Origin of the sequence: Kribbella rubisoli (assembly GCF_004217145.1) — a bacterium.
In the GTDB taxonomy this organism is placed as follows: domain Bacteria; phylum Actinomycetota; class Actinomycetes; order Propionibacteriales; family Kribbellaceae; genus Kribbella; species Kribbella rubisoli.
In genome coordinates this window covers 169,770-188,375 of record NZ_SHKR01000001.1, presented here as the reverse complement: position 1 = coordinate 188,375, position 18,606 = coordinate 169,770, and the positions used below count along the sequence as shown (strand labels likewise).

The window sequence follows — 18,606 nt, the reverse complement described above, 5'->3', positions numbered from 1 at the left end:
ACATCTGCGTCGCGAGGTGTCAGTCCTCGGTCTCGTCGGTGTCGTCGGTTGGGAAGGCCGGTGGTGCTTGCAGGTCGTGGGCGCGGAAGAGGACCGCGTGCTCGACGCCCATGGTCTTGCCGCTCATCTTGGCGAACATCGGGATGAACTCGGCGGGGGCCGGGTGCCAGGGGAGGGCGGCCAGGTACGCCGCGTGTGCCTCGAGTGAGGCGACGCCCTTGCGGAGCGGTTCGCCGGTGACGTCGACGCCGTGGGTCGCGTTGCCGCCCAGGCCGGGGACGAGGTACCAGCGAGGCGAGTGCGGCTCGAGCTGCTCGTCGTCGATCTGTTCGGGGAAGACCCAGCGGTTGCCCGCGTCCCGGATCGCGTCGAGCGTCGCGAGCCCGGCGGCGCGGTGGTCGGCCTGGTCGAAGCCGAACGGCGTCTCGACGTCGTACCCGACACCGAGGACGACGTCAGGCTTGAACCGGCGGATCTCCCGGCAGATGTCGCGGCGCAGGTCGAGGCCGTAGACGAGCACGCCGTCCGGATGCTCGAGGACGGTCAGGTGCGTGACTCCGACGACATCGCACGCGGCCTGCTGCTCGGCAAGTCTCAGCTGAGCCGTCTCCGCGGGAGGATTCGGCATCCCGGCCTCGCCCCTGGTGAGCAGCAGATATCCGACCTCGATACCCCGCGCGGTCCAGCGAGCAACGGCCGCGGAGCTCCCGTACTCCATGTCGTCAGGGTGCGCCACAACGCACAACACCCGCTGAAAAGTCTCCTCAGGCAGAGCCGGCAATGTCATACCGGCATCTTTGCATCCCGCTGGGTGCCCGCGCTGCAGCTGCTGGTCTGCGCGGCTGATGGAATGCGGTTATGACAACGACAGACTCTCGGCCGGTGGTGCGGTTCGAGGATGCGGCGAGTCAGGCTCTCTATGGGGCGACCTACGTGGCGGCGCTCGAGAACCTGCTGGGGACCAACACCGTTCCGTTCGGCGAGGTGTACGCCAGGAGTGGGCTGATGGATCCGGCGGTCGGGATGGTCCGGGCCGGTGGTGGCTACGAGCAGCCGTGGACCCGGGACGCGACGATCAACAGCTGGAACGCGACGAGCTTGCTCGCGCCGGCGCTCGCCGCGAACACCCTGTGGGCGGTGGTCGAAAAGGATGCCGCTGGCAAGCTCATGGTGCAGCAGGACAGCCAGCAATGGGATCAGGTGATCTGGACGATCGGCGCCTGGCACCACTATCTGGTGACCGGCGACCGGGACTTCCTGCAGCGTGCGTACGACGCTGTCACGAACACCCTCGCCCTCCGCGAGCAGGCCGCCGTCTTCGGCCGCGACGCCAGGTACGGCCTCTTCACCGGTCCGTCGTTCTTCAACGACGGCGTCTCCGGATTCCCGGCGCCGACAGCGGACGCGGGGGAGTCGCGGGGCAGCGAGAGTACGTCGTACCCGGATGTTGTCTCGGCCATGTACCTGAGCACCAACGCGCTGTACTACGCGGCCTACGCGCGCGCGGCCGAGATGGCGGAGGCGCTCGGCCGGACGGCGGATGGCCATCGAGCCAAGGCGGCAGCGATCAAGCAGGCGATCAACCAGCACTTCTGGAACCCACGAACCGGAAGCTACAACTACGAGCTGACCACCGACGGAAGGCCGGGCGTGTACCAGGAAGGTGCGGGGCTGGCGTTCACCCTGCTCTTCGGGATCGCCGACGCCGCGCAGGCTGGTTCCCTGATCGCGAATGCGCAGCGGATGACCTGGGGAATGCCTGACACCTTTCCGCACTGGGACAGGTACTCCAGCGCCGAACCCGGACGGCACAACGCGATCGTCTGGCCGCTCGTGCAAGGGCTCTGGGCAAAGGGCTTGGCTAAGCGCGGCGATGTGGCGGGGTTCGCGACCGAGACCAGACTGCTCGCGGAGCTGGTCAGGGACAGCGGCGGTTTCTGGGAGATCTACGACGGGAACTCCGGTGCCGTCGAGGGCGGCTACCAGGGCGCGACCGGCGTTCTGAAACGCCGCTGGGATTCGCAGCCCGACCAGACCTGGTCGGCGACGGCCTTCATCGACATGATGCACACCGGCCTGTTCGGCATGACATTCGACGACCGCGGCCTCACCTTCGCACCGACGCTCCCGCCCGGCTGGGGCGACGTCACGGTCAGCAGCGTGCGCTACCGCGACGCTGTCCTGACGGTGACCCTCCGCGGCGCGGGCAATGTCATCAGCTCCTTCAACCTCGACGGCAGCCCGTCCAGGGAGTACGGCGTACCGGCCTCCCTGGATGGACACCACACAATCGACATCACACTGGACTCGTAGCACTCGTGTTCAGTTGTGCGAGTGCCTCGGCCGGTAGGTCGATGGTTGCTGCGTCGACGTTCTCTCGAAGGTGGGCCAGCGACGAGGTGCCCGGGATCAGCAAGGTCGTGGGGGAGCGGTGCAGGAGCCAGGCGAGCGCCACCTGCCTGGGTGTGTGGCCAAGCTCGTCGGCGACGGTTCGGAGTACGTCGGACTGCAGCGGCTGGAACCCGCCCAGCGGAAAGAACGGGACGAAGGCTATGCGTTCGCGGGCACAGAGGTCGACCAGCGCATCGTCGTTGCGGACGGCAACGTTGTAGAAGTTCTGGACTGTGCGGACGGGAGCGATGGCGCGCGCCGCCTCGAGTTGCTCGGCGTTGATGTTGCTCAGGCCGAGGTGACGGATCAGGCCTTCCTGTTGCAGTTCGGCCAGCACAGTGAACGGCTCGACGATGTCGGTCGCCGAACCGGTCATGCGGAGGTTGACCAGATCGAGCACCGGCAGGTTGAGGTGCTCGAGATTGTCGTGCACCGCCGAGATGAGCTCGGTGCGTGACAACGCAGCGGGCCAGGACTTGTCCGGGTCGCGGCGGGCCCCGACCTTGGTGACGATGTGCAGCTCGTCCGGGTAGGGGTAAAGGGCTTCGCGGATGAGGTTGTTGACGGTGTGCGGGCCGTAGTAGTCGCTGGTGTCGATGTGGGTCAGGCCGAGTGCGACGACTTCACGGAGTACGGCGATCGCGGCGTCGCGATCCTTCGGCGGACCCCATGCCATCGGGCCGGCCAGTTGCATCGCGCCGTAGCCCATCCGGGTGAGGACGAGGTCGTCGGCGGCGCGGAAGGTGCTGTGCTTCAAGGTAGTTCCGTTCAGCTTGTTCTGGATGACTGTGCCAGCCTCGCCTGTCCGGCCAGGCGTCATCCACCCACGGATCTGATCCGGAGCCGAACCTCCAATCGATGGCATCCGCCCGAGGTAATCTGCCAATGTGGAGCTGATTGATGGCCGGATCGTGCAATGCCTCGTGCAGGACGGTCGCGCGCCGTTCCGGCGGATCGCTGATGTCCTCGGGGTGTCGGAGCAGACGGTCGCTCGGCGGTACCGCGCGTTGTTCGCGCGCGGAGTACTGCGTGTCCGCGTGGCATCGGGCGCGCACACTGCCGGGCAACAGCGATGGTTCGTGCGGGTGCAGTGCCGGCCCGATGCGGCCGACGCGCTGGCGGATGCGATCGCCGCCCGCGACGACGTCGCCTGGGTCAGCACGACGTCCGGCGGGTCGGAGATCGTGTGTGTGACGTTCACCGATCGCGAACCGTCGGCGGGATCGGTCCTGGCCCGGTTGCCGCGGACCAGTCAGGTGCTGAGCTTCACGGCCTGTGCGGTCATGCACATGCACACCACCAGCGACACCAAGTGGCTGGCCTTCGTCGATCCGTTGCCCGAAGCTGAACTTGCCCTTCTCCGCGGAGGCAAGCCCACCGGCCTGCAATCATCGGCGTCGATCGGCAGTGCGGATGCGGCGCTGCTGGCCGAGCTTGGTCGTGATGGCCGGCTCGGCGTGGTGGCGCTGGCCAAGGCGACCGGCTGGCCGCAGTCGAGGGTGTCGAACCGACTCGACGAACTCCTGTCCTCCGGTGCGTTGCACGTCGCGATCGATCTCGCGCCGGCCGAGTTCGGATTCCACACAACCGCCTACCTCTGGCTGACCGTGACCCCGGGCGAACTCGATGCCACCGGCAACGCTCTGTCGCAGCTCCCCGAGACCACATTCACCGCGGCGGTCACCGGGGCGGCCAACCTCCTCGTCACAGTCACCTGCCGAGACATCGAAGGCCTCTACACCTTCGTCACCACCAAGGTCGGCGTCCTCCCCGCGGTACGTCAGGTCGAGGTCGTTCCAGTCGTACGCCGTCTCAAACAATCAGGCACCAGAGTCCACAACAACCGCCTCGTCCTCGACTAACTGCGCGTACGCCTGCTGTCAGGGTTCCAGGTTTGCGGCGGTGGCTTGGCGTGCGGAAGGACAGGTAGTGTCCGGCGGTTGGTAGTGCACCTGAGCGTGGACGTGCCGGTGCGTACACCGTCTCGTGGGTGCTCTACCTGTCGTTAGGTGCAGTCTCTCGGGTTGGGCGGTCGGCGAGCTTCAGCCAGATGACGCCGGTGATGATGACGGCCAGCCCGCCGCGAGATCAACCGCGAACTCGAAGTACTCCAAGCCCTCCGCAAAGACGTCAGCATCCCAGCGGTGCACTGAGTCAACGGCGACACCAAAACAGCGTGTGCCCGCCGGAGCCCTCGGGAACGAAGGCTCCGCTCCGGACCGTCAGGCCAACCGAGCTGAGCCAGGCACGGTACGTCGCGGCGTCGGTGTGGCTCCACCACATGGGAGCGCCGCCGTCGAGCCAGTTCTCGTCGGTGCCGGTCCATGCCGTGGTGCCTGTTGTGCACAGGAACCAGCCGCCGGGGCGCAGCCACCCGGCGATCTTCGCGAGGAGTTGTTGCTGCTCGTCGAGCGGCATGTGGATCAGTGCGTACAGCGAGACGACAGCGTCGTACGACGCGGCGGCGAAGTCCAAAGACGTGGCGTCGGCGTTGATGAACGTGCCCTGCGGCACGAGTTCGCGGGCACGGCGGATCTGGACTTCACTGATGTCCACGCCGGTGAAGTGATGACCGGCGGCCGTCAGCTCGCGCGCGACGGGCACGCCGCTCCCACAGCCGATGTCGAGCACCTTGCTGCCCGCGTCCAGGCGTGAGAGCAGTTCTTCGATCCAGCCTTGGTACTTCGAGTCGGAGTCGGTGGCCTCGTCGTAGCGGGTCGAGAGTACGTCGTACCCGCGGCGTACCACCTGCTTCGGATCGTCCATGCTCACGGACGTTAGCTGAGTAGCAGTTGCCGGGTCGCGCGGTGGGATAGGACGTCGGCGCGGTGGGTGGCGGAGTGGTTGAGGGCGGTTGTTTGGGCGTGGGGCGATAGGTGGTCGATGTAGACGGTGCCGGCTAGGTGTTGGGTTTCGTGGATCAGGCAGCGGGCGAGGTAGCCGGTTGAGGTGAGGGTGAAGGGGTGGCCGTCTATGTCTTGGGCGTGGAGGGTGGCTCGGGTGGGGCGGGGGAGTGGGGCGTTGGCGCCGGGGACTGAGAGGCAGCCTTCGGTGCCGGGTTGGGTGCCGAAGAGGGCGGTCATGGTTTCGATGCGCGGGTTGAACGCGTGGCCGACGTGGCGGTCGCCGTGCTCGTCGGTGAGGTCGTAGACGAACAGCGCCGCGTCGACGTCGACCTGGTTCGCTGCGAGGCCGCAGCCCTCGGCGATCCACATCGTGGCGAACATGTCGTCGATCAGCGCTCCCCAGCGCGCCGCGCCGAACTCGGTGACCGGTTGGCACGGGCGGTGCAGGATCTCCTCGCCGTACTCCGTGATCCGCAGGGGCGTGCCGCGCCGTACCTCGGCGGTCAGCTCGGGCAGACGGCGGCTCAGTCGGCCCTGGATGAACGTCGGCATGCAAAGATCGTAATCTGCAAAGTCAAGGCTTTGCAAAGCACGAGGTTAGGATGCGGACCATGGCCGACCACCGCAGTACGCCGAACCGCCGCGACGTCGTCCGCGCCCACCCGCTGCGCGAGGCGCTCCTGGAGCTGATCGACCGGGACGGTACGACGACGTCGACCATCGCCGCGCGCGAACTGGGGGAGAGCACAGGGTCGTGCTCGTTCCACCTGCGGCGGCTCGAGGCGCTCGGCGTGATCGAGGCGGTCCCGGGCTCGGTCGGGCGGGTGAAGCCGTGGCGGCGGATGCGGGTCGAGCAGGCGACGCTCAATCGCGAGCTCGAGGACACGGCGTACGCGAGCTGGCTCGCCGCCAAAACGTCCGACGACGAGGACTTCGCGTTCAGCGAGGTGGTCACGCTCGCCGACGGGGAGCTGGCCGAGCTGAGGGCCCGCCTGCATCGGGTACTCCGCGACTTCGTCGGCTCCGAGCCGAGATCGGACGCCGCAACGCCGACCGCGGTGATCATCCGCGCGTTCCCGCTCCGCGAAGAGTAGTAAGTCGAGGGAACCGACCGGGAACCCACAGCGTCAGCGCAGGGGAACGCATCCTGTCGACTACGGAGTTCCCATGACTTACGGCCAGCCGGATCGCAACCCTAACCCGCAGCAAGGGGGCGCCGGGTATCCGCAGCACCTCTGGCCCGACTACTCGCAGGCGCCGGCCGATCCTGCCTGGCAGCCGCAAGCGCCGGTCGCGGGTCAGCCGAAGGGTACGGCGATGCTGGGCGTGCTCGCCGTCGTCCTCGGTCTCGCCGCTCTGGTCGCGCCGTTCCTGCCGGTCGACATGACGGGATTCCGCCAGTACGCCGCCTTCCCACTCGCGCTGCCGGGTGTCGGCCTAGCGATCGCGGGGCTGATCGGCCCCCGGCGCGGGAAGCCGCTCGCCGTGGTCGGCGCGGTGTTGTGCGTGCTGGCACTCGGGGTCGGCTGGATCATGGTGCTCAACTACCGCTGACAGGCCCCGAAATCGTCAGCCGGTGCCCCTCCGGAAACACCAGCGTGAACGTACGCCGGTACCACGACATGTCCTCCGGCGCGGTCGACTCGACAAGCCCGGCGGCGCGAGCGGCGGCGTACAGGGGATCGACCAGTACGCCGACCTCGAACGTGATCGTCGCGGGCGAGATCGCCCCGGTTGCGCGCCGTACCTCCAGGCCGCTCTGACCGTTCCATTCGGTGAAGCCGAGGTGGACGACGTCCTTGAGCTCGAAGCGGATCTGCAGGCCGAGCAGCTCGCACAGCAGCCGTGCGGTGCCGGCGACGTCGCGTACCTCCAGCACCGGCATGATCGCGAACGTGGTCGGATCCGTCGGCTTCGCGGCGCGACCCATCACGACGGACTGCGCGATCTCGCCGTCGAGCGTCCGCGGCAGGCGGCCGACCAGGTCGAGACCTGCGTGCCGAGCGACGGCGATCGAGCGCACGTTGCGGGAGTCGATCCATGCCTCGACGCCGGTGATCGACGGCTGGTCGAGCAGATTATCGACGACCGCGCGCGCTGCCTCGCTCATCAGCCCGGCGCCCCAACGATCGCGCTGCAGGTACCAGCTCAGCCCGCGGATCGAGCTGCCTTGATCCGAGAAGACGGCGATGACGCCGACGGCGGTCTGGTCCGGCCGAACCCGCAGTACCCACGTCCAGCCGCCATTGTCGCCGAACTCCCGCTCCAACCGCTCCCGCGACTCGCTCTCGGATGTCGCCGGCGTCATGTAGCCGCCCCGCGCCCACTCCGGATCCGAGAACATCGCATGCAGCGCCGGCAGATCGCGCTCCATCTCGAACTCCACCAGATCGAGCCGAGCGGTCTCGAGCATCTGCATCAATCCTTCACTTGGGGTAAGGATGGGTAGACACCTCTCAGCCACGAAGGGTACGACGATGTCCGAGCGCACGCGGCAACCGACGAGCCATGAACGGATGTCAGGGCGTCCGTGGGATGCGTCGTACCAGGACGGTCCCGCGCCGTGGGAGTTCGGCGGGCCGCAGCCGGCGGTTGTACAGCTGGTGTCCGAGGGTGCGTTCCGTGGAGCAGTGCTCGACGCAGGCTGTGGGAGCGGCGACAACGCGCTGCTCATCGCCTCGAGTGGCGTGCCGGTGGTTGGGTTCGATGTCGCGGAGACCGCGTTGGCGCGTGCCCGGGAGAAGGCGGTTGAGCTCGGTGTCGACGCGGAGTTTGTTGCCGCCGATGCGCTGCAGCTCGACGAGTTGGGGCGTAGGTTCGACACGATTCTCGACAGCGGTCTCTTGCACACCTTCGATGCGGGCGAGCGCTCGCAGTACGTCGTGAGTCTGGCTTCGGTCGCCAATCCCGGCGCGACTCTTTATGTGGTCTGTTTCAGCGACGAAGAACCCGATGCCGTTCCGCATCCGATCTCGCAAACCGATTTGCAGACGGCTTTTCCCGCAGATTCCGGCTGGACGATCGTCAGTATCGAACCGCGCAGGATCGAGACCCGGATGCACGAGCACGGCGCGCCGGGCTGGCTCGCGACGGTCCGTCGAAACTAAGCCAAGCGCTGGCGTCTTTTTCCCGTACGGTCCCAGTCATGATCACGCGGGAGCAGGCCGTCGCCTATCGGTTGCACGTCAACCACCTGGTCGATCGGCTGCCGGCGGGGTCGCACGAGGAGGCGGCGTACGTCGGTCTGCAGGACACCGCGCCGCGGGACGCGTTGCTCGGGCTCCATGCTCGGATGGCGGCATGCGTGCCGTCGGACTGGGAGCATCCGACGTTGATCCAGACGTACAGCCCGCGGGCGGCTGTGTATGTGCTGCCGGCGCGTGACTTCGGGGTGTTCACGCTCGGGCGATTGCCGCTTGATGCCGACGCCGTGCGGCGGATCGACGTACTCGCGGAGAGGCTGTGCGCGACGTTGGACGGGGGCGAGCGGCGTGGCGGCATGGGGAGTGACCTGCGCGAGGCGTGTGCGAGTGGGCGGCTCGCGCTGCGGTGGGACACGACGTCGCTCTGGGTGCGGGAGGTGCCGCGACCGTCGATCGACCTTGCCGAGGCGCGGGCGGAGTTGTGTCGGCGACACGTTCGTTGCTTCGGGCCCACAACGCCGAAGGCGTTCTCATGGTGGTCAGGGTTATCGCCTGCGGACGCTCGGGCGGTCTGGAATTCATTGGCGGACGAGTTGGTCGAGATTGATTTCGACGGTGTTGCCGGGTGGATTCTTCGGGCCGATGAGGAATGGTTGCGATCGGCAACGTTGCCGCGTGAGGTTCGGTTGCTCGTCGCGTCGGATCTGCGGTTGTTCGGTCGGGATCACGGCGGCCGGTTCGTGGGACCCGGTCTGCGGGAGTTGACGCCGGCCGCGGATTCCTTTCATCCGAACGGTTTGCTGGTCGACGGACGCATCGTCGGCGCGTGGGGACGGAAGGGCGGGCGGGTCAGCGTGGTGCTGTCCGAGAAGCTCGACGCGAAGCAATACGGCGCTTTGGAGGAAGAGGTCGCGACGATGCCGGTGCGCGATCCGCAGCTGTCAATCTGCTGACTCAAGGGGCTTGCGGTTGCTGCGGAACGTGGCGCGCAGGGCATCGACGTCGACCTCGGGCAGGTGGCGTTCGACCAGGTCGTACGTTTCCTCGATGAGATCGTGCAGCGTCTGGGCGCCCTCGGGGGCGGGCCGGGTGAAGACCGCGCGGACGCGGGCGGCGAGGGACGGCGGCGCCAGGGGGAGGTCGCGTTCCATCGCATCGAGGCGCTTGAAGGCCAGGACGTGTCCGGAGTACCGGCCGTTGAGGGCGTGCAGGACGTTCAGGAGTTGGTTCGTCATTCGCACGAACTCACGGGCGACGAGAAGCGGGTTGTCGCGCTCGTAGAGCATCTGCCAGCGCCAGAACTTCTCGATGTTCCCGTTGTACCTGACAACGGCCAGCGCCAGGCCGCGCGGGTACGTCGCGACTCGCTCCTGCCAACGAGCGACGAGTTCCGCCCTCGGGCCGATCACCTCACGGCCGTCGAGGATGCCCAGCGCCAGTTGCATGACCTGGCCATCAGGCGTGCCGGCCACCAGCAGATCGTCCAGGGCGTTCTCGACCGTCTGCGTCAAGGTGTGGGCGACCTCGACCATCAGGCCGTCCGGTCGCGGCGCGCCGAGGTACAGGTGGTCGTCCCACGGCGGCCCGTCGACGTTCACCACCCGAACCTCTGCAACCCCCGCGACCGCGAGCCGCTCAGCAGGCGTCGGCGGCCGCCGCCAGAACACGCCGACCTCGACATCCGACCAGCGATCCGCGTCTCCGCGGGCAGTCGACCCACCCAGCATCACCGCGTCGACACCCTCCACGGCGGCGTACCAGTCGAGCACCGGCCGGACCGTCCGACGTCGCCAGCGTGCTGCGTCGGTCACCATCACGGCAGTAGATCACGCAGGCAGCCGACCGATCGGCGACAATCACTCCATGCCAGCCCTCTGTCCCTGCGGTCAGGACCTGCCGTACGCCGCCTGCTGCGGCCCGCTCCACCGCGGCGCGGCGACCGCCTCGACCGCGGAGCAGTTGATGCGTTCCCGGTACGCCGCATTCGTGATGCACGATGCGCCGTACCTCCAGCAAACCTGGTCCCTGACAACCCGACCGGCAAGCATCGACTTCCCACCCGGCCGGGAGTGGACCGGCCTGGAGATCGTCGGCACCACCGGCGGGAGCCTCTTCCACTCGGAGGGCACCGTCGAGTTCCGCGCCCACTACACCGAAGCAGGCAATCCCGGCGTCCAACACGAAAACAGCACCTTCACCCGCGAAGCCGGCCACTGGGTCTACGTCACCGCCCTATGACCGAACCGAACATCCGCCGGTGGGGCACCCACCGCGTAACCCTGATCCTGCTCCGCCTCCTGGTCCTGGCCGCCCTCATCGCGACCGCGATCGCGCCCATGCTCTGGCCGACGATCCCCGGCACCTTGCTGTTCCTGGCCGGGGCGATGCGGTACGAACTCCGCCTCACCGACGACGAGCTGATCTGCCGGGAACTGATCGGCGCCACCCGCATCCCGCGCACGGAGATCGCCTACGCCAAGTTCGACTACAAACCCTTCGGCGTCTACCTGGACATCCACCGCCACAACGGCCAGATCGACCACCTCCGCTTCGCCCCGAAGGCGTCGTCGACCGAACTCTCCGGCGACCCACCCACCCCAGACAGCGCGGCCTACCAAATCACCCGCTGGGCTCAGGGCGACGGTTAATAGACGGTTCGGGCTGCGGAGCGGCCGGCGCTGGATAGGAGGGTGCCGATTGCTACGCCGACGGCGAGGTTGATGACTGTGGTGGCGATTTTTGAGTTGGTGTCGCCGCCGGCGACGAAGGGGGCGGCTGCGGCGGCGACGGTGGCCAGGCCGATGATCCAGCCGAAGAACTCGAACGGGCGTGGGGTCGAGGCCAGGAGCAGGTGGAGCAGGCCGGTGGCGATGAGCGCTGCCAGAGCGCAGAACAAGGCGTACGTCATCGTGTCGGCGTCGCCCCAGGTGCCCTCACCTTCCGGCGCGAGCACGGGTACGTCGAACACGCCGCGGGCGAGCAGGATGCCGACGACCGCGATCAGCGCCGCGACCACCGCCGTCGCCGCGCCCGCGGCCCAGAGTCGTCCGGCAGCGATCGGTGGCGCACCGCCTTGCGTGGGTTGAGGCGTCATTCCCCGAGCCTGACCGGCGATCGGGGCGAATTCATCACCCCATCCGGTTGAGTCGGTGCTGGGGCGTCCTAGCTGCGGGGCGCGGCGGGCGGGGGCTCTCATCCGGATGGGGTGAGGTGCCCGAGCGGCCGCCGGGACACCATCCAGGGGTGATCCGTCGCCGGATCGGTGGCGGTCCGCCGCACGAGAGGAGACAGCAGGATGGCTGCGAGAAAGGCGGGGCGGCGATGACCGGCGTCGTCGTGTTCGCCGGCGCGCTGCTCATGATGACCGGTCTGGTGAACGTCTTCGAGGGGTTCATCGCGCTGTTCTCGGACGAGCGCCTGGTGATCACCCGGGAGAACCTGATCATCGTCGACGTGACCGTCTGGGGATGGATAATCCTGATCTTCGGCCTGCTCCTGATCGGAGTCGGCGCCTGTCTGCTGATGGCACAGACGTGGGCCAGGATCGCGTCGATCGTGCTCGTCTGTCTGCACGCTGTCACGCAGGTCGCCTGGCTCGGCGCCTATCCGGTCTGGGGGTTGCTGATGATCGCGCTGGACGTCCTCGTGCTCTACGCGCTCACCGCCCGGTGGACCGACGTACGCGGCGAACTCGGCGTTGGGAGCGGAACCGAGTGGAGCGGTCAGGAGGCGGCCGATCTCACAGCTGCCGAGCGACGCAGACCCCCGCTCAGCTGACCGTGGGAGCCGTCCCGAACGAGACGGCTCCCACTCACGTCACTCCGCGGTCTGGTACGTCGGGGTGATGATGGCGCGCGCCAGCGTGTGGAAGGCCAGGTTGAAGCCGACGACGGCCGGCGAGGCATCCGAGTCGACGTCGAGGGCCTCCACGTCGATGGCGTGGACGACGAAGTAGTAGCGGTGGACCTGGTCGCCCGCGGGCGGGGCCGCGCCGCCGAAGTTCTTGGCGCCGAAGTCGTTGCGGACGTGGAAGGCGCCGTTGTCCAGGCGCTCGGCCGTACCGGCACCGGCCGGGAGCTCGGTAACGGTCGCCGGGAGGTTGACCAGGACCCAGTGCCAGAAGCCGGAGACGACCGGCGCGTCAGGGTCGTAGCAGGTGACGACGAAGGCCTTGGTCTCCGCGGGGAACCTGGACCAGCTGAGCTGCGGCGACGTGTTCCCGCCGGCGAACGCATGGTCGTCCGACAGCGGCTCGCCGTCGGCGACATCGGTGCTGGTGACGGTGAACGAACCCGCCTTCGGGAGCAGTTCGTAGGGGTCCGGGGCGACGGGACGATCGAGCGACATCTGTGATCCTCCGGGATCTGGAAGGCGTCTGCGACGTGTGGTGATTCCGACATTACTGTCCACATCGCGCCGACCCACCCCGGGGCACCTGATCGGAGATGCGAAGATCGAGCCGGTACGGCGGACAGCCCGGCACGGACCGGCATGGACCGGGAACGGATGGAGGACTTGATGGACGGCGTGGTGGACGAGTACGTGGAGCGGATCGCTCCCGCGGACTCGGCGGCGATGCGGGCGGCCGAGGCGCGGCATGCGCAGCTGACGAAGCCGGCCGGGTCGCTCGGCGTACTCGAGGAGCTGTCCGTGCGGGTGGCCGGGATGACCGGGACCTGCCCGCCGGAGGTGCCGCAGCCCGCCGTGGTGACGGTGTTCGCAGCGGATCACGGCGTACACGCGCAGAACGTCTCCCCGTGGCCGCAGGAAGTGACCGCCGCGATGCTGGCGAACTTCGCGGCCGGTGGTGCTGCGGTGAATGCTTTCGCGGCCAACAACCGGGTCGACGTACGGGTCGTCGACGTCGGCGTGGCGACGCCGGTGGAGCAGCTGGACATCGTGCACGCAAAGGTCCGCCCAGGCACCCGCGACCTGTCCCAGACCGACGCGCTCACCGAGGACGAGGCCCGCGCGGCGATCGCGGTCGGGTTCGAGCTCGCGGACAAGCTGGTCCAGGACGGGTACCGCTGCCTACTGACGGGCGACATGGGCATCGCCAACACGACCGCCTCGGCCGCGCTGATCGCGACCTTCACCGGCGCGACCGCGGACACGGTCACCGGCCGCGGGACTGGCATCGACGATGCTGCGCTCGCGCACAAGACCTCCGTCGTACGGGATGCTCTTGCCCTCCACGACGTGCCGGCAGCCGACCCGCTCAAGGCGCTCCAGGCGTACGGCGGTCTCGAGCACGCCGCTCTGGCCGGATACATCCTCGGTGCGGCGGCGAACCGTACGCCGGTGATCCTCGACGGCGTGATCGCCGGAGCTGCCGCGCTCGTGGCGCAGGCGTTCCACCCGGCCGTCGTCGACTACTGCGTCGCCGGGCACCGGTCCGCCGAGCCCGGTCATGCCGTCGCGCTGAAGAAGCTCGGCCTGCAGCCGCTCGTCGACCTCGACCTACGGCTCGGTGAGGGGACGGGTGCGGTGCTCGCGTACCCGATCCTGACCTGCGCGGTGCGTGCGCTCGCCGAGATGGCGACGTTCGAGGACGCGGGGATCGGTCAGTGACGCATCAGTACCTGTCCGGTCTCGTCCTCGACGGGCGGCGCGTGGTCGTCGTCGGCGGTGGCGGGGTCGCCCAGCGCCGGCTCCCGCGGCTGCTCGAGTCAGGCGCGCGGATCGACCTGATCTCGCCGTCGATCACGCCGACCATCGAGGGCCTGCTCGGCAACCCGTCGTTGAGCTGGATCGAGCGCGGGTTCCAGGACGGCGATCTCGACGGGGCTTGGTACGTCGTCGTGGCGACGGATGATGCCTCGGTCAACGACCGCGTCTCGGCGGAGGCGGAGGAGCGGCGGATCTTCTGCGTGCGCTCCGACGACCGTTCGCGCGCGACCGCGTGGACGCCGGCGTCCGGCCAGCACGACAACGTGACGGTCGGGGTACTCGGCGGCGGCGATCACCGGAAGTCGGCCGCCGTCCGGGACGCGATTCTGGAAGGGCTGCGCACCGGTGAGCTGGCTGCGCGGGACGTGGAGCGGCGACCCGGGGTGTACCTGGTCGGTGGAGGACCGGGCGATCCGGATCTGATCACAGTGCGCGGGCGGCGGTTGCTGGCCGAGGCGGATGTGGTGGTGGCGGACCGGTTGGCGCCGCAGCCGTTGCTGGACGAGCTGCACCCGGACGTTGAACTGTTCGACGCGGCGAAGTTGCCGCGCGGGCGGGCGGCGCAGCAGGAAGAGATCAACCGGATCCTGGTGGAGCGCGGGCGGGCCGGGAAGGTCGTCGTACGGCTCAAGGGCGGGGATCCGTACGTGTTCGGGCGCGGGTTCGAGGAGGCGCTGGCGTGCGCTGAGGCCGGGGTGCCGTGGACGGTGGTGCCGGGGATCACCAGCTCGATCTCGGTGCCGGCGGTGTCGGGGATCCCGGTGACGCATCGCGGGGTGACGCATGAGTTCACGGTGGTGTCGGGGCACATCCCGCCGTCGCACCCGGACTCGCTGGTCAACTGGGACGCGCTCGCGCAGTTGAATGGGACCTTGGTGCTGCTGATGGCGGTCGAGAACCTTCCGGCGATCGCCGAGCGGTTGATCTCGGCCGGTCGGTCGGCAGACACCCCGGCGGCGGCGATTGCCGACGGCACCCTTCCCGGCCAGCGGATGGTGACGTCCGATCTGGGCGGGATCGCCCAAGCGATGAAGGACAAGGGCGTCGGCGCACCGGCCATCGTTGTCATAGGCAACGTGGTTGAGGTGGCTGCGCAGGCGAAATGAGCCACTTGGTTGAGATCCAGGACCCGGCGGATGCGCGGCTGGCTGATTACGTGCAGCTGCGGGAGGTCAATCTGCGGCGGTTGCTCGAGGAAGAGCACGGGCTGTTTATTGCCGAGGGCGACAAAGTGATCCGGCGGGCCGCGGAGACCGGGTATGAGCCGCGGTCGTTCCTGCTCGCCCCGCGGTGGCTGGACTCGTTGCAGGACGTGCTCGACAAGTGGCCGGACAAGCCCGTGTACGTCGTGTCGGAGGAGCTGGCCGAGCAGGTCACCGGGTTCCACGTGCACCGCGGCGCGCTCGCGTCGTACAAGCGCCGCGCCGCCGTACCGCTGAGCGACCTCTTGACCGACGACGTACGACGGATCGCGATCTTCGACGATATCGTTGACCACACCAACGTTGGAGCCGGCTTCCGCGCTGCGGCCGCGCTGGGCGTCGGCCTCGTGCTGGTGACGCCGACCTGCGCCGACCCGCTGTACCGGCGTTCGATCAAGGTCTCGATGGGCACCGTCTTCCAGGTCCCGTGGACGCGCCTCGAGGACTGGCCCGGCGACCTCCGGCTCCTCCAGGAGCACGGGTACGTCGCCGCCGCGATGGCACTCGCCGACGACTCGATCACGCTCGACGAACTCGCCGACCGCAAGGACGGCAAACTCGCCCTGATCTTCGGGACCGAAGGCCACGGCCTCAAACCGCACGTGCTCGAACAGGCAGACCTGACCGTACGCATCCCGATGGCGGGCGGCGTCGACTCCCTCAACGTGGCATCCTCAGCAGCAGTAGCGTTCTACGCCACTCGACGCTGAGGGGGAGCAATGCGTACGACGGAACGCCTGGTCCTGCGCCCGTTCCGCGACAGCGACCTGGACGCATGGGCCGCCCTGAATGCGGATCCGCACGTCACGCAGTTCCTCGGAGGCCCGTTGAGCCGGGAGGAGTGCGACCGGGACGCGGCCGGGATCAACGAGGCCTACGCCTCGCGCGGGTACGGGTTTCTGGCCGTCGAGCGTCGTACGGACGGCGTGTTCCTCGGCGCCTGCGGTCTGTCGAAGGAGCAGTGGTACCCGGACGATCTCGAGATCGGCTGGAGGCTGGCCCGCGAGCACTGGGGTCACGGTTACGCGTCCGAGGCCGCGGCCTCGTGGATCGAGCACGGGTTCACGACGCTCGGCCTGCCGCGCGTTATTGCGGTGACCGATACGCCGAACGTCCGTAGCATCGCCGTCATGCGCCGGCTCGGGATGAGCTTCGATCACGAGGCGGTGCTGGAGGAGGACGGCGTACCGTTCGACGCCACCATCTACTCGCTGACGGCGGAGGCCTGGGCGGCATGGAAAGCAAGCCAAAAGTAGTCCTCGTCACCGGCATGCAGGCCGCCGGGAAGTCCACGATCGCACCGTTGCTCGCGGCAAGGATGGGCCCGCCCGCGGCGACCCTCGACGGCGACGTGTTCTACCGCGGCGTCGTCGCCGGCGCGGAGATCATGACACCCGAACCGTCGCCGGAGGCGGTCCGCCAACTCGAACTGCGGTACGACGCGAGCGCGCTCGTGGCGCAGCACTACGCGGACGCCGGATTCGACTTCGTGTGCAGCGACATCGTGCTGGGCGAGCACGTCGAGCGATGGTTCTCGCGGCTGCGGGGCGTCGACCCGTACCTCGTCGTACTCGTGCCGTCGGTCGAATCGATCGTCGAGCGGGAGATCGGGCGCGGCGGCAACAATGCGTACCGGGACTGGGGACCCTCGGTCGAGGAGGGCGTCCGCGCGCTGATGACGAGCCTCGACGAGACTCCGCGCCGGGGCCTATGGCTCGACACCACCGGCCAGACCCCGGCTCAGACAGTCGACGAGATCGACCTGGAGAAGGCCCGCTGGTAGTTCAGGTTGCGGGGGTGTCCTCGTGGTCGCTCTCGTGGTCGTCCTCGTGCTCGATCATCGGGGAGACCGGCCAGTCGGACGGGTAGTCCGGGGCGAACTCTTCGGCCTCGGCGAACAGGCGCTTCTTGTACTTCCGCGACAGCCGGTCGCCGAACACCATGCCCTGGGTGTGGTCCGTCTCGTGCTGCAGGCAGCGGGCCAGCAGGCCGTCGCCCTCGAAGCTGACCGGCTCGCCGTGCTGGTCGACACCGGTGACCTTCGCGAAGTCGGGGCGGGCGCACTTGGTGAACGCGCCGGGCAACGACAGGCAGCCCTCGTCGCCCTCGTCCAGGTTGCGGTCCTTGCCCTCCGGCACCTCGACCGTCGGGTTGCACACCACGCCCTGCACCCGGTTGCCCTCCTTGTCGGGGCAGTCGAACACGAAGACCTGCAGGTCGACACCGACCTGGTTGGCCGCCAGGCCGACGCCTTCGGCCGCGTTCATCGTCGCGACCATGTCGGCGATCAGCGTCTGCAGCTCGTCGCCGAAGTCGGTGACAGGCTTGTTGACCCGATGCATGACGTCCTCACCCCAGCGGGTGATCGCTCGCACCGAACCGTTCCCAGGCAACGTAGACATGCCCGAAATCCTAGCCTGCCCCGGGCTTTGGGCACCCACCAACCGTTTCCGGCCGGCGCCGGTGGTTGGCGGGTGCCCAAGGTGCTACTTGGCGTTGACCTCGTCGCGCCAGGTGACCCACTCGCGGAGCAGGCCGAGGTCGTAGTCCGGACCGGACGACGAGACCGTGAACAGGCGGGTGCCGACGTCGAGCAGCGACTTGCCGATGTCCGCGGGGGACTTGTCGCCGACACCGGCCGAGCGCTCGATCTCACCCGGGTTGCGGCCGAGCGTCTTGCAGTGCTCGTCGAGTACGGCGTGCTTGTGCGCGAGCGTCTCCGCGTCGCCGAACCCGTGCCAGATGTTCGCGTGCTTGGCGACGAGCTTCAGCGTCTTCTTCTCACCGCCGCCGCCGATCAGCACCGGGATGTCGCGGGTCGGCACCGGGTTGAGCTTGGTCCAGCGCTGCTCGATCCGCGGCAGGGCCTCGCCGAGGGCGTCCAGCCGGCCGCCCGCCGTACCGAAGTCGTAGCCGTACTCGTCGTAGTCCTTCTCGAACCAGCCGGAGCCGATGCCGAAGATCAGCCGGCCGTCGCTGATGTGGTCGACCGTGCGCGCCATGTCGGCGAGCAGGTCGGGGTTGCGGTAGGAGTTGCAGGTGACCAGGGCGCCGATCTCGACGCGCTCGGTCGCCTCGGCCCAGGCGGCCAGCATGGTCCAGCACTCGAAGTGCAGGCCCTCCGGCTCACCGCTGAGCGGGTAGAAGTGGTCCCAGTTGAACACCACGTCGACGCCGATCTCTTCGGCCGCGGCGACGGTACGCCGGATGTCGGCGTACTGGGCGTGCTGGGGCTGGACCTGCAGACCGATCCGTACCGGGAAGGCGCCGTACGGACGGTCGGTGGACTCGGAAGCTGTCATGGTGAAGATCCTAACCGCCGTTGCGGAGGACCCTCCGGATAGGTCCGGAACG

Annotated in this window: 24 protein-coding genes; 14 read left to right on the top strand and 10 right to left on the bottom strand. The window is 68.4% G+C overall.

The annotated features are described in order from the left end of the window. Positions 1–19: 19 nt before the first annotated feature. A complete protein-coding gene (locus tag EV645_RS00910; protein WP_130438690.1) occupies positions 20–787 on the bottom strand; it encodes a PIG-L deacetylase family protein in 768 nt (255 codons plus the stop codon). A 71-nt stretch (positions 788–858) separates the two neighbouring features. Here EV645_RS00910 and EV645_RS00905 point away from each other — a divergent pair, with 71 nt between their 5' ends. Continuing rightward, positions 859–2,313: an MGH1-like glycoside hydrolase domain-containing protein gene (locus EV645_RS00905; RefSeq protein ID WP_130438688.1), complete on the top strand. Its 1,455-nt coding sequence runs from the start codon at positions 859–861 to the stop codon at positions 2,311–2,313. Here EV645_RS00905 and EV645_RS00900 read toward each other — a convergent pair. Next, on the bottom strand, positions 2,297–3,148 hold the full coding sequence (locus EV645_RS00900) for an oxidoreductase (RefSeq protein WP_277876958.1): 852 nt from the start codon (positions 3,146–3,148) through the stop codon (positions 2,297–2,299). The two genes, EV645_RS00905 and EV645_RS00900, sit on opposite strands and share 17 nt — an antisense overlap. Positions 3,149–3,278: 130 nt before the next feature. Between EV645_RS00900 and EV645_RS00895 the strand changes: the two genes are divergently transcribed. After that, on the top strand, positions 3,279–4,253 hold the full coding sequence (locus EV645_RS00895; protein ID WP_130438686.1) for an Lrp/AsnC family transcriptional regulator: 975 nt from the start codon (positions 3,279–3,281) through the stop codon (positions 4,251–4,253). A gap of 292 nt (positions 4,254–4,545) precedes the next feature. On the opposite strand, the gene EV645_RS00890 is transcribed toward EV645_RS00895, so the two are convergent. Together EV645_RS00890 and def (EV645_RS00885) are read right to left on the bottom strand one after the other, a co-directional pair. Further along, on the bottom strand, positions 4,546–5,157 hold the full coding sequence (locus EV645_RS00890; RefSeq protein WP_130438684.1) for a class I SAM-dependent methyltransferase: 612 nt from the start codon (positions 5,155–5,157) through the stop codon (positions 4,546–4,548). 11 nt (positions 5,158–5,168) lie between these two features. Further along, the gene (gene def, locus EV645_RS00885; protein WP_130438682.1) at positions 5,169–5,789 is read right to left on the bottom strand and encodes a peptide deformylase; all 621 of its coding nucleotides are present in this window, start codon (positions 5,787–5,789) and stop codon (positions 5,169–5,171) included. A 59-nt stretch (positions 5,790–5,848) separates the two neighbouring features. On the opposite strand from def (EV645_RS00885), the gene EV645_RS00880 reads away from it, so the two are divergent. Both EV645_RS00880 and EV645_RS00875 read left to right on the top strand, forming a co-directional pair. Next, positions 5,849–6,331, top strand: coding sequence for a winged helix-turn-helix domain-containing protein (locus tag EV645_RS00880; RefSeq protein ID WP_157996981.1), 483 nt, complete (start codon positions 5,849–5,851; stop codon positions 6,329–6,331). 73 nt (positions 6,332–6,404) lie between these two features. Beyond that, complete coding sequence (locus EV645_RS00875; protein WP_130438678.1) at positions 6,405–6,791, top strand: hypothetical protein; 387 nt, start codon at positions 6,405–6,407, stop codon at positions 6,789–6,791. Here EV645_RS00875 and EV645_RS00870 read toward each other — a convergent pair. Then, positions 6,778–7,650, bottom strand: coding sequence for a GNAT family N-acetyltransferase (locus tag EV645_RS00870; RefSeq protein ID WP_157996980.1), 873 nt, complete (start codon positions 7,648–7,650; stop codon positions 6,778–6,780). The two genes, EV645_RS00875 and EV645_RS00870, sit on opposite strands and share 14 nt — an antisense overlap. A gap of 28 nt (positions 7,651–7,678) precedes the next feature. Here EV645_RS00870 and EV645_RS00865 point away from each other — a divergent pair, with 28 nt between their 5' ends. Together EV645_RS00865 and EV645_RS00860 are read left to right on the top strand one after the other, a co-directional pair. Next, entirely contained in the window at positions 7,679–8,344 is a 666-nt protein-coding gene (locus EV645_RS00865; RefSeq protein WP_338419118.1) for a class I SAM-dependent methyltransferase, read from the top strand. Positions 8,345–8,382: 38 nt separating this feature from the next. Beyond that, a complete protein-coding gene (locus EV645_RS00860; protein ID WP_130438674.1) occupies positions 8,383–9,333 on the top strand; it encodes a DNA glycosylase AlkZ-like family protein in 951 nt (316 codons plus the stop codon). Here EV645_RS00860 and EV645_RS00855 read toward each other — a convergent pair. Next, positions 9,322–10,194, bottom strand: coding sequence for a nucleotidyltransferase domain-containing protein (locus tag EV645_RS00855; RefSeq protein WP_130438672.1), 873 nt, complete (start codon positions 10,192–10,194; stop codon positions 9,322–9,324). The genes EV645_RS00860 and EV645_RS00855 overlap by 12 nt on opposite strands. Before the next feature lie 175 nt (positions 10,195–10,369). Between EV645_RS00855 and EV645_RS00850 the strand changes: the two genes are divergently transcribed. Both EV645_RS00850 and EV645_RS00845 read left to right on the top strand, forming a co-directional pair. Further along, positions 10,370–10,618 (top strand): YchJ family protein, encoded by a 249-nt coding sequence (locus tag EV645_RS00850; RefSeq protein WP_422386607.1) that lies wholly within the window; start codon positions 10,370–10,372, stop codon positions 10,616–10,618. Further along, entirely contained in the window at positions 10,615–11,028 is a 414-nt protein-coding gene (locus EV645_RS00845; RefSeq protein ID WP_130438668.1) for a hypothetical protein, read from the top strand. The genes EV645_RS00850 and EV645_RS00845 overlap by 4 nt, the downstream gene beginning before the upstream one ends. Here the strand turns inward: EV645_RS00845 and EV645_RS00840 are convergent. Further along, positions 11,025–11,474, bottom strand: a complete 450-nt coding sequence (locus EV645_RS00840) for a DUF6069 family protein (protein ID WP_130438666.1) — start codon at positions 11,472–11,474, stop codon at positions 11,025–11,027. The genes EV645_RS00845 and EV645_RS00840 overlap by 4 nt on opposite strands. Positions 11,475–11,701: 227 nt before the next feature. Between EV645_RS00840 and EV645_RS00835 the strand changes: the two genes are divergently transcribed. Then, on the top strand, positions 11,702–12,157 hold the full coding sequence (locus tag EV645_RS00835) for a DUF7144 family membrane protein (RefSeq protein ID WP_130438664.1): 456 nt from the start codon (positions 11,702–11,704) through the stop codon (positions 12,155–12,157). Between the two features lie 39 nt (positions 12,158–12,196). Here the strand turns inward: EV645_RS00835 and EV645_RS00830 are convergent, their stop codons facing one another. After that, on the bottom strand, positions 12,197–12,727 hold the full coding sequence (locus tag EV645_RS00830; RefSeq protein WP_130438662.1) for a YbhB/YbcL family Raf kinase inhibitor-like protein: 531 nt from the start codon (positions 12,725–12,727) through the stop codon (positions 12,197–12,199). A 159-nt stretch (positions 12,728–12,886) separates the two neighbouring features. On the opposite strand from EV645_RS00830, the gene cobT reads away from it, so the two are divergent. Genes cobT through EV645_RS00805 form a run of 5 tightly spaced genes read left to right on the top strand, consistent with a single transcriptional unit; the run spans position 12,887 to position 17,035 of the window. Then, positions 12,887–13,951: a nicotinate-nucleotide--dimethylbenzimidazole phosphoribosyltransferase gene (gene cobT, locus EV645_RS00825; RefSeq protein WP_242000122.1), complete on the top strand. Its 1,065-nt coding sequence runs from the start codon at positions 12,887–12,889 to the stop codon at positions 13,949–13,951. Next, entirely contained in the window at positions 13,948–15,156 is a 1,209-nt protein-coding gene (cobA, locus tag EV645_RS00820) for a uroporphyrinogen-III C-methyltransferase (RefSeq protein WP_130438660.1), read from the top strand. The genes cobT and cobA overlap by 4 nt, the downstream gene beginning before the upstream one ends. Then, a complete protein-coding gene (locus EV645_RS00815; RefSeq protein ID WP_130438658.1) occupies positions 15,153–15,962 on the top strand; it encodes a TrmH family RNA methyltransferase in 810 nt (269 codons plus the stop codon). The genes cobA and EV645_RS00815 overlap by 4 nt, the downstream gene beginning before the upstream one ends. Before the next feature lie 9 nt (positions 15,963–15,971). Further along, positions 15,972–16,508 (top strand): GNAT family N-acetyltransferase, encoded by a 537-nt coding sequence (locus EV645_RS00810; RefSeq protein ID WP_130438656.1) that lies wholly within the window; start codon positions 15,972–15,974, stop codon positions 16,506–16,508. Beyond that, entirely contained in the window at positions 16,487–17,035 is a 549-nt protein-coding gene (locus EV645_RS00805) for a P-loop nucleotide/nucleoside kinase family protein (RefSeq protein WP_130438654.1), read from the top strand. Before EV645_RS00810 ends, EV645_RS00805 begins: the two co-directional genes overlap by 22 nt. A 1-nt stretch (position 17,036) precedes the next feature. Here EV645_RS00805 and def (EV645_RS00800) read toward each other — a convergent pair whose 3' ends face one another. Next, the gene (def, locus tag EV645_RS00800) at positions 17,037–17,654 is read right to left on the bottom strand and encodes a peptide deformylase (RefSeq protein ID WP_130438652.1); all 618 of its coding nucleotides are present in this window, start codon (positions 17,652–17,654) and stop codon (positions 17,037–17,039) included. A gap of 84 nt (positions 17,655–17,738) precedes the next feature. Continuing rightward, entirely contained in the window at positions 17,739–18,554 is an 816-nt protein-coding gene (locus EV645_RS00795) for an LLM class F420-dependent oxidoreductase (RefSeq protein ID WP_130438650.1), read from the bottom strand. Between the last annotated feature and the right edge of the window lie 52 nt (positions 18,555–18,606).

What these genes read in the sequence shown, in the direction of transcription:
- EV645_RS00855 (WP_130438672.1), bottom strand. Translation starts at nt 10,194, where the DNA reads ATGGTGACCGACGCAGCACGCTGGCGACGTCGGACGGTCCGGCCGGTG.
- def (WP_130438652.1), bottom strand. Translation starts at nt 17,654, where the DNA reads ATGTCTACGTTGCCTGGGAACGGTTCGGTGCGAGCGATCACCCGCTGG.
- EV645_RS00795 (WP_130438650.1), bottom strand. Translation starts at nt 18,554, where the DNA reads ATGACAGCTTCCGAGTCCACCGACCGTCCGTACGGCGCCTTCCCGGTA.
- EV645_RS00840 (WP_130438666.1), bottom strand. Translation starts at nt 11,474, where the DNA reads ATGACGCCTCAACCCACGCAAGGCGGTGCGCCACCGATCGCTGCCGGA.
- EV645_RS00850 (WP_422386607.1), top strand. Translation starts at nt 10,370, where the DNA reads ATGCACGATGCGCCGTACCTCCAGCAAACCTGGTCCCTGACAACCCGA.
- EV645_RS00880 (WP_157996981.1), top strand. Translation starts at nt 5,849, where the DNA reads ATGGCCGACCACCGCAGTACGCCGAACCGCCGCGACGTCGTCCGCGCC.
- EV645_RS00865 (WP_338419118.1), top strand. Translation starts at nt 7,679, where the DNA reads ATGGGTAGACACCTCTCAGCCACGAAGGGTACGACGATGTCCGAGCGC.
- EV645_RS00905 (WP_130438688.1), top strand. Translation starts at nt 859, where the DNA reads ATGACAACGACAGACTCTCGGCCGGTGGTGCGGTTCGAGGATGCGGCG.
- EV645_RS00875 (WP_130438678.1), top strand. Translation starts at nt 6,405, where the DNA reads ATGACTTACGGCCAGCCGGATCGCAACCCTAACCCGCAGCAAGGGGGC.
- EV645_RS00910 (WP_130438690.1), bottom strand. Translation starts at nt 787, where the DNA reads ATGACATTGCCGGCTCTGCCTGAGGAGACTTTTCAGCGGGTGTTGTGC.
- EV645_RS00815 (WP_130438658.1), top strand. Translation starts at nt 15,153, where the DNA reads ATGAGCCACTTGGTTGAGATCCAGGACCCGGCGGATGCGCGGCTGGCT.
- EV645_RS00805 (WP_130438654.1), top strand. Translation starts at nt 16,487, where the DNA reads ATGGAAAGCAAGCCAAAAGTAGTCCTCGTCACCGGCATGCAGGCCGCC.
- EV645_RS00870 (WP_157996980.1), bottom strand. Translation starts at nt 7,650, where the DNA reads ATGCTCGAGACCGCTCGGCTCGATCTGGTGGAGTTCGAGATGGAGCGC.
- EV645_RS00845 (WP_130438668.1), top strand. Translation starts at nt 10,615, where the DNA reads ATGACCGAACCGAACATCCGCCGGTGGGGCACCCACCGCGTAACCCTG.
- EV645_RS00830 (WP_130438662.1), bottom strand. Translation starts at nt 12,727, where the DNA reads ATGTCGCTCGATCGTCCCGTCGCCCCGGACCCCTACGAACTGCTCCCG.
- cobT (WP_242000122.1), top strand. Translation starts at nt 12,887, where the DNA reads ATGGAGGACTTGATGGACGGCGTGGTGGACGAGTACGTGGAGCGGATC.
- EV645_RS00835 (WP_130438664.1), top strand. Translation starts at nt 11,702, where the DNA reads ATGACCGGCGTCGTCGTGTTCGCCGGCGCGCTGCTCATGATGACCGGT.
- EV645_RS00860 (WP_130438674.1), top strand. Translation starts at nt 8,383, where the DNA reads ATGATCACGCGGGAGCAGGCCGTCGCCTATCGGTTGCACGTCAACCAC.
- def (WP_130438682.1), bottom strand. Translation starts at nt 5,789, where the DNA reads ATGCCGACGTTCATCCAGGGCCGACTGAGCCGCCGTCTGCCCGAGCTG.
- EV645_RS00810 (WP_130438656.1), top strand. Translation starts at nt 15,972, where the DNA reads ATGCGTACGACGGAACGCCTGGTCCTGCGCCCGTTCCGCGACAGCGAC.
- EV645_RS00890 (WP_130438684.1), bottom strand. Translation starts at nt 5,157, where the DNA reads ATGGACGATCCGAAGCAGGTGGTACGCCGCGGGTACGACGTACTCTCG.